Origin of the sequence: Janthinobacterium sp. GMG1 (genome assembly GCF_034427795.1) — a bacterium.
Lineage (GTDB): Bacteria > Pseudomonadota > Gammaproteobacteria > Burkholderiales > Burkholderiaceae_D > Janthinobacterium.
Genome location: NZ_JAXQNT010000017.1, coordinates 1 through 12,291 on the forward strand (window position 1 = coordinate 1; position 12,291 = coordinate 12,291).

Below are 12,291 nucleotides of genomic sequence, written 5' to 3' on the forward strand. Positions count from 1 at the left end.
GTGGTTTGTCTTGTCAGACAGACAGGCGAAAAAAAGCAGCGCTGTGCGCTGCCTTTCTACCTTTACTTCCTTTTTATTGGCCAGCCACCACCGGCGTGACGCCGCTCCTGGCCACCCACTCGATCAGCGCATCGACGGCCGCGCGGCCGTTGCCATTACCCACCAGGTCGCTATTGATCATGGCGACCACCACACATAGCTGGTTGTTGGCGTCGGGAACGTAGCCGGCGATGGCGACCACATTCTTTAACGTTCCCGTCTTGATGCGGGCGCGCGCGGCGGCCGGACTGTTCAACAGGCGCTTGCGCATGGTGCCATCGAGCGCCACGATGGGCAGGCTGGACTGGAACTCGGGCGCCCACGGACTTTGCTGCATCGCCTGCAAGACGCCAGCCATTTGCGCTGGCGCAATGCGCCCTGTGCGCGACAAGCCGGAACCGTTGTCGACCAGCATGCCCTGGGTGTCGATATGGTGTCGCTGGAACCATTCCTGGATGACTAGCCGCGCGCGCGTGGCCGTGTCTTCCGGCGCCGCCATGGCCACGGGGCGACTGCCCAGCCAGCCATCGCTTTGCAAGCTGCCCAGGCTCAGGAACAGGGTGCGGGCCAGGGTGTTATCCGATGTCTTGTTGATATCGCGCAAGACTTCAGGCAAGGCGCGCGCCACATGGTCGGCCAGCATGCGCGTACCGACCGGTTCGGCCGTCGGCGGCAAGCCAGTTGCCGGCGCTTCGCGCACCGTGCCCGTGATAGTGCCGCCCAGGCGTTTCCAGGTGGCGCGGAACAAGCGGTCCGCATAATCGTTGCGATCAAGCACATTGATGCTGGTGGCCTTGCTGCAATTTTGCGGGAAGGTGCCGTGCAAGATCACCTGCAGCTTGCCGCTCGCATCGCGCCGGTATTCGGGCGGGCGCCAGCCATCTTCCCATCTGGCGCAACTGCCCTTGACCAGTTTCATGTCGCTCGTGATGCTGACGTTCTCGAGCGGCGGCTGCATCTGGAAGTTCAATTGCCGTTCCGTCGCACTGATGTTGATATCGATCAGATTGGTGTTCAGTAATAAGGCATCGGGAATGACGTTGTAGCGGAATTCGGCCGATTCATCGAACGGCGCTGCGCCGATATCGGGCCGGGCCGGCTGGAACAACTGGCGGTCGAGGATCAGGTCGCCCTTGATTTTCACGATGCCCTGGTTGCGCAGGGTTTGCAGCATGTGCGCCAGCACGTCCGCATTGAAATCCGTGTCGGCGCCGCCGCGCAGGATCAAGTCGCCCTTCAGCACGCCATTGATGACGTCGGCGCTGGTGCGCAACTCCGTGCGGCCGCGGAAGATGGGGCCCAGTTGCTCCAGGCCCACGGCCGTCGTCACCAGCTTCATGGTGGAGGCCGGTTGCATGCTGCGCTCGGCGCCATGCGACAGCACGGTGGTGTTGCCGCGCAAGACGATGGCGCCCATGGCGTCTTCGGGGATATTCGCGCTGCGCAGCAGCAGGCTGACGGATTCGGGCAATTGCGCGTGGGCAGTCGACAGGCCAAGACCCGCCAACAGCGCAGCCATCAGAACAGGACGTAACATGGTGCTCCTTAGTGGAAAAAGACGTAGGCGACAAAGACGGCCGTGATCACGCCGGCCAGATCGGCGATCAGGCCTGCCGTGATCGCATAGCGCGTCTTGCGGATGCCGACAGAACCGAAGTACAGGGCCACGATATAGAAGGTGGTGTCGGCCGAGCCCTGGAAGACGCAGGCCAGGCGGCCGACGAAGGAGTCGACGCCGTAGGTATTCATGGCGTCGATCATCATGGCTTTCGAGCCGGAGCCGCTGAGCGGCTTCATCATGGCCGTCGGCAGGGCCGGCACGAAGTCCGTATTGATGCCCAGGTTGGCGAAGAACCAGTTCATGCCGCTCATCAGGAAATTGAACACGCCCGCGTTGCGGATCACGCTGATGGCCACCAGCATGCCGACCAGGTAGGGAATCACGGTAATTGACGTCTGGATGCCGCCTTTCGCCCCCTCGATGAAGGCGTCATACACGTTCACCTTCTTGCGCAGGGCGCCGATGATGAAAATGGCGATGACGCTGATCAACACCAGGTTGCTGACCACCTTGGAGACCAGCTCGATTTCCTGCTTCGTCAGGTATTGCGTGAAGTACCAGATCATGGCGACGATGGCGCTCGTCATGCCGCCCATCCAGCCCAGCACGACCCGGTTGAGCAAGTTGATGCGTTGCTTGATGGACACCGTAATGATGCCGACCACGGTGGCCACATAGGTGGCGATCATGCAGGGGATAAAGATGTCGGACGGGTCGGCCGCGCCGAGGATGGAGCGCTGCGCCATGATGGCCAGTGGAATCAGGGTCAGGCCCGAGGTGTGCAGCACCAGAAACATGATTTGCGCATTCGTCGCCTCTTCCTTGTTCGGATTCAAGGTTTGCAGGCTTTCCATGGCTTTGAGACCGAACGGCGTGGCCGCATTGTCCAGGCCCAGCAGGTTGGCCGAGAAATTCATCACCATGTGGCCCGTCGCGGGATGGTCTTTCGGAATTTCCGGGAAGATACGCGAAAAGAACGGTGCGATGACTTTCGCCAGCCAGCCGACGATGCCCGCCTTTTCACCGATGTTCATGATGCCGAGCCACAAGGTCATCACGCCGGCCAGCGGCAGGGCGATATCCATCACGCCCATGCGCGCCGTCTCGAAGGTGCCGTCGATGATGCGTTTGAAGATATCGGTATCGCCGAGAAACAGCCACTGCAGCACTGCGGCCAGGAAGCCAACGAGGAAAAAGCCGGACCAGATGTAATTAAGTGCCATATGCGATCAGTTCTGTGTGTCGGGAGTGAAAAATGTCTGCAAACAAAGTATAGGGGCAGCCCGATACGAGTTGATGAAAGAATGCAGCAATCGCATGCCAAAAAGTTATAAGCTGGCAGCCTGTTTTCATTGGCGCCCCGTCGCTTGCCCGCGTAGTGTGGGGCATGCCTGTTGCTTACCGCTGTTCCTTACCTTTGTCTGCACTGGATCACTGATGATGTTTTTACGCAAAACCGCCTGCGCCGCCGGACTGGCCTTGTTGACGCTGTTCACTGTAGCGGCCCACGCCGCCACCGATGCCCGCGCGAATAAAACCTTGCACTTGTTTCTCAGCACTAGCGAGACGGGCCTGGACCCGGCCGTGGCGTCCGACCTGGCCAGCCTGAACTTGATGGAAAACATCTTCGATCCGCTGCTGCGCTATGACTACCTGGCGCGCCCGGTGCAGTTGCAGGGCAATACGGCGCGCGGCTTGCCCACCGTGGAAGATGGCGGGCGCACGTATATTTTTCACTTGCAGCCAGGTATCTTTTTTACGCCCGATCCCGCCTTCAAGGGCCAGCCGCGCGAAGTGACGGCGCAGGATTATGTCTACAGCCTGACACGGCTGTATGACCCCAGCCTGAAGTCGCCGTGGCTGTTCTTGCTGGAAGACAAGCTGGTGGGCGATGCGGCCCTGAAAACAAAATTCAGCTACGACACGCCGATCGCCGGCTTGCAGGCGCTGGACAAATACACCCTGCGCATCCGCCTGAACGGCGTCGACCCGAACTTCCTGTTTTACCTGGCCATGCCGGCGACAGCGGTGGTGGCGCGCGAAGTGGCTGAAGCGTACCCGGCGGCAGGACAGATCGGTAATCACCCCGTGGGCACGGGGCCGTTCCTCGTGAAGGAGTGGAAGCGCAGCGACAAGATCGTGCTGCAGGCCAATCCGACTTTCCGTCCCACTGTGTTCCATACGGAAACCAAGGCGCTGGCCGCCTTGCCGCCGGACGCGCGCGCCATCGCCACCGCACTGGAAGGCCAGCGTCTGCCCCTGATCGGGTGCATCGAGGTGCGCATCGTTGAAGAATATCAATCGCGCATGCTGGGATTCTTGAAAGGCGAATTTGATTACTTGGAGCAAGTACCCGAATCGATGACGGACATGGTGCTGGAAAATGGCGCGCTGAAGCCGGCGCTGGCCGCCAAGGGCTTGCAACTGACGCGCTTTCCCGTGCTGCAGACGTATTACATGTGGATGAATATGGACGACCCCGTGCTGGGCGGCACGAGCAAGGACAAGCTGGCCCTGCGGCGCGCCATCGCCCTCAGCTACAACAGCCGCGAAGACATCGCATTATTAAAAAAGGGACTGGCCTTGCCGGCGCAATCGCCGCTGCCGCCGAATGTGCTCGGTTACGACAAGAGCTACCGCAGCCCCGTCGGCTACGATCCCGTGCTGGCGCGCGCCTTGCTGGAGCGCTTCGGCTACAAGGCAGGGCCCGATGGCTTCCGCACCCAGCCGGACGGCACGCCCTTGATCCTTACCATGCATACGGAGCCGAGCACGGTGGGACGCTTACGTGACGAATTGTGGCGGCGCAACCTGAATGCCATCGGCGTGCGCGTGGAATTTAAAAGCGACAAGAAGACGGAAATCATCAAGGCCTCGCGCCTGGGCAAGGTGCAGATGTTCGAGACCAACTGGATCGCCGACTTCCCCGATGGCGATAACTTTATGCAATTGTTGTACGGCGGCAACGTTGGCCGCGCCAACTATGCCCGCTTCAACTTGCCCGATTACAATAAACGCTATGAGGAGGCGCGCCTGCTATCCGATACGCCGCGCCGACGCAGTCTGTACTTCGACCTGTTTCAGCTGATCCACGCTTACACGCCGTGGGTGTTGCTGACGCATCCCATCTCTGCCGACCTGCAGCAACCGTGGCTAAAAAACTACAGGCGCCACCCCGTGGAATTCACGTCCTGGCGCTATCTGGACGTCGATATGCACAAGGGTAGCCCCGCAGGCAAGTGACCATGTCGCTGAAAAGGGCATTCATTCCAAAAAGTTATGGTTAGGAAAGCATTTTTCATTGGCTGGGCCCGGATGCATCGCGCTACTCTGAAAATGAAAACAAATAAAGTCATGCGCAAATGTCATAAAAAAATGTACTGCGAGACAGACAGTTGCGACGTGAAAAAAACAGCCTGACTTGAGAACTCAAGTTTCGATTGCCCAAATAAAGGAGAGACCCGTGAAATTGAAGAAGCTAGCGCAATTGGTGGCATTGATGGGGGTGGTGGGGCCAGTGATGGCACAGGAAGCGGCGGCGCCAGCAATGCAACGGGTCGAAGTCACGGGCAGCAGCATCAAACGCGTCGCCAAGGAAGGCGCGCTGCCGGTGCAAGTCATTTCGTTTGAACAGATCGAAAAGCAGGGCATCACGACGACCGAGCAACTGGTGCGCACCCTGTCGGCAAACGGCACGGGCGCCGATAACATGACTTCGGGCAATAACGTCTTTGGCGCCGATGCCGACCGTGTCAGCGGCGGCGCTTCGTTCGCCTCGCTGCGCGGCCTGGGACCGTCGAGCACCCTGGTGCTGTTGAACGGCCGCCGCATCGCCACGCACGGCGCCAGCGGCAAGTCGGTCGACCTGAACTCCATTCCGCTGGGTGCGATTTCGCGCGTGGAAATCCTCAAGGATGGCGCCTCGGCCATCTACGGCACGGATGCCATCGGCGGCGTGATCAATTTCATTCTGAAAACCAATTACAGCGGCGTGGAAGCGTCCGTTTCCACCAACGATACGCAGGCAGGCGGCGGCGCCACGCGCCGCGCTTCGCTGCTGGCCGGCACGGGCTCGCTGGAAAGCGATCGCTATAACATCATGGCCAGCCTGACTGTCGACAAGGCGCAGCGCCTGAACGGCAGCGACCGCTCCTTCGTCAACGGCTACCAGCCGGGCCGTGGCTTGTCGCCCGATACCACGGGCACGCCGTTCGCCAACCAGATGGCGGGTGCCGGCACGGCGCTGGGCGCCTCGTTCCAGCTGCCTGGCGACGCGAATAAATACCTGCAAGCCAATCCGCTGAGCTTCCAGGGCAAGTGCGACAGCATCGCTGGCATGTCGCAGTACCAGACGGAGCTGTGGAAAGACGTGACCTCGCCGCTGCGCACCAAGTATTCCTGCGCCTATGACTATGGCGCCGACTATGTGCTGCAATTCCCCGTTGAACGGGCCAATCTGTTGTCGCGAGGCACTTTCCAGCTGGCGCCCGACCACCGCATGTTTGTCGAAGTGCTCGGTTCGCGTACCAAGGCCACGGCGATTTTGACGCCGATGCAGGTGCAGGCGACCGTTGCCAACAAGAATTTGTATCCGGTCGGCGGCGCGTATTACCAGGATCTGTCGGCCTACATCCCCTCATTCGACAAGACCAAGCCGATTTCCTACAAATGGCGCGCCAATGACGTGGGCAACCGCACGCAGGAAAACACGACCGACAATGCCCGCGTGCTGGTGGGCTTTGAAGGCAACTTCGGCAAGTGGGATTACAAGGCTGGCATTTCTCGCGCCGAAAGCACGACCAAGACCAAGCTGACGGATGGCTATTCCTACACGGACAAGTTGTACGCGGCACTGGCCAGCGGCATCATCAATCCATGGGTGGGCGCCGGCCAGAGCCAGACGGAAGCGGCCAAGCAATTGATCGAATCGACCAAGTTCCGGGGCGACTTCCAGCATGGCAAGACGACCCTGACGCAGATCGACGGTTCCGTTTCGGGCGAGCTGTTCCAGCTGCCGGCCGGTGCGCTGGCCATGGCGGCCGGTTTTGATTTGCGCCGCGAAGGTTACAGCTTCGGGCAAGACGTCGACGCCATCCAGATCCTGTTGGCGCCAGGCAATGCCGCATTGAAAGATGCCAGCCGTACCGTCAAGGCCGTGTATGCCGAATTGCTGGTGCCGGTCACGAAGGACCTGGAAATGCAGCTGGCCATCCGCCGTGACGATTACAGTCTGGTGGGCGCGACGACGAATCCGAAAGTGGCCTTCCGCTACCAGCCGACCGATTTCCTGCTGTTCCGTGGTTCGGCCAGCAAGGGTTTCCTCGCGCCAAGCTTCCAGCAACTGTATTCCGGCTCGCTGAGCCAGGAATTGCCGAACGGCGTGATCGATCAGGAAGGCTGCGCCAAGCATCCGGGCGTGCCCGAGTACTGCGCCATTGACCGCCTCGACTACAAGACGGGCGGCAATGTCAACCTGAAGCCGGAAACGTCGAAGCAGGGCAGCGTCGGTTTTGTCATCGAACCATTCAAGGGCTATTCGGCCTCGTTCGACTACTGGGCCATCAATACCAAGGATCGCATCCTGAACCGCACGCCGCAAATCGTGCTGACCAACTACCAGGCGCTGAACCAGTACATCCACCGCAATCCGGACGGTACCATCGAGTACGTGCAGGCGGGCTGGATCAATGCGGCAGGCAGCCGCGTGCGTGGCCTGGACGTGGGCTTGCGTGGCGAAGGCAAGGTCCGGGACGCGAAATGGACGGCGACCCTGGACGGCACGTATATGGACAGCTTCAAGTTTGCGGAATATCAAGGCCAGGAATACCAGGAACTGGTCGGCAAATTCTATACGCGCGATCTGTACCTGCGCTGGAAACACAACGCCAGCTTCGGCGTGTCGCGCGGCGACTGGAGCGGCTTGCTGATCCAGAGTTTTGCTTCCGGCTACAAGGATCAGGTGCCGAATGGCGGCAAGGGCGCGCCGCCGCCGGGCTTCAAGCCGGATGTGTCCAGCTACACCACGTATAACTTGTCGGGCACGTACACGGGCTTCAAAAATACGACGATTACCGTGGGCATCCAGAACCTGTTCGACCGCGATCCGCCGTTCACCGCGCACAACGTGGATGAAGTGGTGGGCGCTGGCTGGGACCCGCGCGTGGCCGATCCACGCGGCCGTTCGCTGTCGTTCCAGCTGAAGTACAAGTTCATGTAAGGCGGCCATGCCGGCGGTGATCCCGCTGGCATGCTAACCTCGTGCGGCGGCGCCTGGCGTCGCCGTTTTTTATTTCAGGAAAGGGCCGCATGTCCAGTCAGACCAATCTCAGCCGGCGCCGCTTCGGCGGCTTGCTGGCCGCCAGCTTCGGGGCGGCAGGCACACCGGCGTGGGCGGCGGCCACGCAAGGGAAGGGCAAACGCATGCAACAGCCACACGCATTGATCAAACCGGCGCGCCTGCGCGACGGCGACCTGGTCGCCATCATCGCACCGGGCGGCTTTACGGATGAGGAGTCCATTGCCAAGGCCCAGCGCAATATCGAATCGCTGGGACTGCGTTCCAGCCTGGGCGCGAATATTCGCGCCGTGCACGGCAACTATGCGGGCACGGTGCAGCAGCGTCTGGACGACCTGCACGCCGCGTTCCGCGACCCGGAAGTCAAGGCCATCTGGGCCATCCGCGGTGGCTCCGGCTGCATTTCACTGCTGGCGCTGCTCGATTACGCCTTGATCCAGCGTAACCCGAAAGTGCTGATCGGCTATTCCGACATCACGGCCCTGCACCTGGCCATCGGCCGCCAGACGGGCCTGGTGACGTTCCACGGTCCCGTGGCCTCGTCCACGTTTTCCGACTACACGGTGACGCAGCTGCGCAACGTGCTGATGACACCGCAAGACAGCTACACGATCCCGATGGCGCTGGACAACCACCGCCGCGCGCAGACGCAGCCGAACTTCGCCATCCGCACCGTGCATGGCGGCCAGGCGACGGGACGCTTGACGGGCGGCAACCTGTGCCTGGTCAGCGCGCTGGCCGGCACGCCGTATGCGGCCGATTTCCGCGAGCACATCCTTTTCCTCGAAGAAATCAATGAAGTGCCTTACCGCATCGACCGCATGCTGTGTCAGCTCGACCTGTCCGTGGGGTTTTCCAAGGCGGCGGCGCTGATGCTGGGCATTTTCGAGCATTGCGAGGCGGCCGAGGGCGACACGGCGCTGACCCTGAATGACACCCTGGACCAGCATCTGCAGCCATTGACGGTGCCGGCCGTCAGCGGCTATTCGTTTGGCCACATCCGCCACCAGTTCACGATACCGATGGGCATCCTTGCCACTCTGGATGCGGACCGGCAAACCTTGACCTTGTTGGAGCCGGCCGTCTGCTAGCGCACGGTGCAGCAGGGTGATTGTCAGTATGCTAGTGTGATAAGGCGTGGCACGAGGCCGCGCCGCCTTCTTCACCGCACCCGATATGATCAACCGCCACGCCAGTACCTACATCCTCAGCCACCCGCTGGCCTTCGTGCTGCAGGTGCTGAAGGCTTTTCGCGCCAACCAGGGCTTGCTGCTGGCGGGCGCCGTCGCGTATTACTCGCTGCTGTCCATCGTGCCCCTGCTGATGCTGGTGGTGGTGGCCCTGTCGCACGTGATCGCGCAGGATGAATTGCTGCAAACCATAGGTCATTACCTGGAATGGCTGGTGCCGGGGCAATCGAAGGCCATCGTGGCCGAGGTCGCGCATTTCCTCAACAACCGGGGCGTGATCGGCTGGCTGTTGCTGTTGACCATGCTGTTTTTCAGCTCGTTGGCGTTTACCGTGCTGGAAAACGCCATGAGCGTGATCTTTATTCACCGCGTGGCCATCCGCCGCCGCCATTTCCTCATTTCCGCCGTGCTGCCGTATTGCTACATCCTGTGCCTGGGCGTGGGGATCTTGCTGATCACCCTGGTGGCGGGCAGCCTGCAAGTGATGGGCGAGGAAAGCGTGCGCTTCCTGCGCCACGACTGGGGCCTGGAAGGCGTGTCCGGCGTGCTGCTGTATCTGCTGGGACTGGCGGGCGAAATCCTGGTGCTCAGCTCGATTTACCTGGTCATGCCGGTGGGACGATTATCGATTACGCATGCGCTGATCGGCGGCGTGACGGCGGCCTTGCTGTGGGAAATCGCCCGTCACGTGCTGGTCTGGTATTTCTCCACCTTGTCACAGGTCAATGTCGTGTATGGTTCGATGACGACAGCCATCGTCGTCATGTTCAGCCTGGAAATCGGCGCCACCTTGCTGCTGCTGGGCGCGCAAGTGATTTCCGAGTACGAAAGGGTGGCGCGTGGCGGGCAAGAGGACAAGCCGCTGGCGCTAAGGACTTGATTTTAAATATTTATTGCACCGCACAAAAAATCTGTGATATACTCCGTTCAGTGATTGAGATTTGGCAGCAAATCATCTCACCATCCAGTTTCAGCGCGGCGACCGACAGGTGTAATGTCGATGGCGTGACAGTGCGAAGAAATGGATTTTGTAATTCCGGATACGATGGTCGATTTACACTTGGAGTCACCATGCAGATAGCATGGGAGTCCGAAAATCAGGAGGCACTTTGCAGATAGCACTGGCGTCCATGACACGATTAAAGCATTGGTAATACATTGGAACGAAGCCCGCGCTAGCGGGCTTTTTTTTCGTCTGGTGGGCGCGTTTATAAACCTACTGCGCAGCCCGCTATCGAATTGGCGTTACTCGCCGTACCGAAGTACGGCTGCGTTACTCAATCCGATAGCGGGCTTGCTCGCTACGGTTTCTAAAAGCGCTGAGACCGCTACTTCTAGATATTTTTACAAGGCTCTGGCGATAAGAATTTTCTGAATATCGCTGGTTCCCTCATAAATCTGGCACACGCGTACGTCGCGGTAGATGCGCTCGACGGGGAAATCGGACACATAACCGTAGCCGCCGTGCACCTGGATGGCGTCCGAGCACACTTTTTCCGCCATTTCCGACGCAAACAGCTTGGCCATGGCCGCTTCCTTCAAGCACGGCAAGCCCGCATCCTTCATCGATGCTGCGTGGCGGATCAGCTGGCGCGCTGCTTCGATCTGCGTGGCCATGTCGGCCAGGCGGAATTGCACGGCCTGGTGTTCATAGATGGGTTTGCCGAAGCTTTCGCGCTCGCGCGCATAACTCAGGGCCGCTTCATACGCGGCGCGCGCCATGCCCACGGCTTGCGACGCGATGCCGATGCGTCCGCCTTCCAGGCCGGACAGGGCGATCTTGTAGCCTTGCCCTTCTTCGCCAATCAGATTTGCCGCCGGGATGCGGCAGTTGTCGAACAGGATTTGCGCCGTGTCCGACGAATGCTGACCCATCTTCTGTTCCAGTCCCGCCACAATGTAGCCTGGCGTGTTCGTCGGCACCCAGAAGGCGCTGATGCCGCGCTTGCCGGCCGCCTTGTCGGTGACGGCCATGACGATGGCCACGTCCGCATACTTGCCGCTGGTAATGAACTGCTTGGTGCCATTGAGTACGTATTCATTGCCGTCGAGCGTGGCCGTCGTGCGCAGGGCCGAGGCGTCGCTGCCCGTGTGCGGTTCCGTCAGGCAAAACGCGCCAAGCATCGTGCCTTGCGCCAGCGGGCGCAGCCATTGTTCCTTTTGCGCGTCGTTGGCATACATCATGGCGATGCTGCACACGGGGCAATTATTCACGGAAATGATGGTCGACGTGCCGCCGTCACCGGCGGCAATTTCTTCCAGCACCAGGGCCAGCGACACGTAATCGAGGCCGGCGCCACCGAGCGCTTCCGGCACGGCCACGCCAAAGGCGCCCAGCGCGGCCAGTTCCTGCAATTCTTCTTTCGGGAAATGATGTTCCTTGTCCCAGCGGGCCGCGTTGGGCGCCAGGCGCTCGCGCGAAAAACTGCGCAGCGCTTCCTGGATCATTGATTGTTCTTCATTGAGTATCATGGGACGTCGTCTCGTATTTTTTATAGTGGAGGCAGGAATTACCAGGCGATGGGCTTGCCATCATAGTTGCGGAACACGGCCTTGTCCGTGGCCGGCAGGCTGGCCAGGGTGGCGCGGATGCCGGCAGCGCTTTGCTCGGGTGAAATATCGGCGCCGGCGCCGCCCATGTCCGTGCGCACCCAGCCCGGGTGGAAGGCGACGCAGCTGACGCCTTGCGGGCCGTACACGAGGGACGTGTCGATCAGCACGGAATTCAAGGCCGCCTTGCTGGCGCGGTACAGCGAACCGCTGGGGTTGCCCCGCTCGCTCAGGGAGCCCATGTGCGAGGACAGCACGGCCAGTTTGCCTTTGGCATTGGCCACCAGCGGCGCCAGAAGCGGCAGCAGCCGCATGGCCGCCAGCACGTTCGTGTGCATGACGGCATCGAAATCTTCTTGCGTGGGGGTACCGTCGTGACGGGGGCCGTACACGCCCGCGTTGAGAATGGCCACGTCGAGTTTTTCATCGTCGAGCTTCCAGCCCAGGCCGGCACAGCCCTCCACATCCGTCACGTCGAGCTGGTGCGCTTCCGCGCCCAGTTGCGCGAGGGCGTCGCAAGCGTCTTGCGTGCGCGCCGTGGCGATCACCCGCCAGCCATCGTGGCGGTATTGACGGACGATTTCGTGGCCGATGCCGCGCGAGGCGCCGATGATCAATGCGGTAGGCATGTCTTTTCTCCCTGGGTGAAATCAATG

The 12,291-nt window shown here is 60.7% G+C and carries 8 protein-coding genes; 4 read left to right on the plus strand and 4 right to left on the minus strand.

What is annotated here, in order from left to right; genetic code table 11:
- Positions 1 to 73 precede the first annotated feature (73 nt).
- Complete coding sequence (dacB, locus tag SJI03_RS27570; protein WP_322429308.1) at positions 74 to 1,576, minus strand: D-alanyl-D-alanine carboxypeptidase/D-alanyl-D-alanine-endopeptidase; 1,503 nt, start codon at positions 1,574 to 1,576, stop codon at positions 74 to 76.
- 8 nt (positions 1,577 to 1,584) lie between these two features.
- A complete protein-coding gene (locus SJI03_RS27575) occupies positions 1,585 to 2,823 on the minus strand; it encodes a nucleoside recognition domain-containing protein (RefSeq protein WP_035823177.1) in 1,239 nt (412 codons plus the stop codon).
- A gap of 217 nt (positions 2,824 to 3,040) precedes the next feature.
- Between SJI03_RS27575 and SJI03_RS27580 the strand changes: the two genes are divergently transcribed.
- From SJI03_RS27580 to SJI03_RS27595, 4 genes are all read left to right on the plus strand, one after another.
- Positions 3,041 to 4,843 carry an ABC transporter substrate-binding protein gene (locus tag SJI03_RS27580; protein WP_416208796.1) on the plus strand — a complete coding sequence of 601 codons (1,803 nt, stop codon included), beginning with the start codon at positions 3,041 to 3,043 and terminating at the stop codon, positions 4,841 to 4,843.
- Positions 4,844 to 5,063: 220 nt separating this feature from the next.
- A complete protein-coding gene (locus SJI03_RS27585) occupies positions 5,064 to 7,817 on the plus strand; it encodes a TonB-dependent receptor (RefSeq protein WP_233516231.1) in 2,754 nt (917 codons plus the stop codon).
- A gap of 89 nt (positions 7,818 to 7,906) precedes the next feature.
- Positions 7,907 to 8,986: an LD-carboxypeptidase gene (locus SJI03_RS27590; protein WP_322429310.1), complete on the plus strand. Its 1,080-nt coding sequence runs from the start codon at positions 7,907 to 7,909 to the stop codon at positions 8,984 to 8,986.
- Between the two features lie 85 nt (positions 8,987 to 9,071).
- Positions 9,072 to 9,965 (plus strand): YihY/virulence factor BrkB family protein, encoded by an 894-nt coding sequence (locus SJI03_RS27595; RefSeq protein ID WP_099379183.1) that lies wholly within the window; start codon positions 9,072 to 9,074, stop codon positions 9,963 to 9,965.
- A 464-nt stretch (positions 9,966 to 10,429) separates the two neighbouring features.
- Here SJI03_RS27595 and SJI03_RS27600 read toward each other — a convergent pair whose 3' ends face one another.
- Together SJI03_RS27600 and SJI03_RS27605 are read right to left on the minus strand one after the other, a co-directional pair.
- The gene (locus SJI03_RS27600) at positions 10,430 to 11,557 is read right to left on the minus strand and encodes an acyl-CoA dehydrogenase family protein (protein WP_099379184.1); all 1,128 of its coding nucleotides are present in this window, start codon (positions 11,555 to 11,557) and stop codon (positions 10,430 to 10,432) included.
- Positions 11,558 to 11,595: 38 nt separating this feature from the next.
- Complete coding sequence (locus SJI03_RS27605; RefSeq protein ID WP_219311988.1) at positions 11,596 to 12,264, minus strand: SDR family oxidoreductase; 669 nt, start codon at positions 12,262 to 12,264, stop codon at positions 11,596 to 11,598.
- Positions 12,265 to 12,291: the final 27 nt, after the last annotated feature.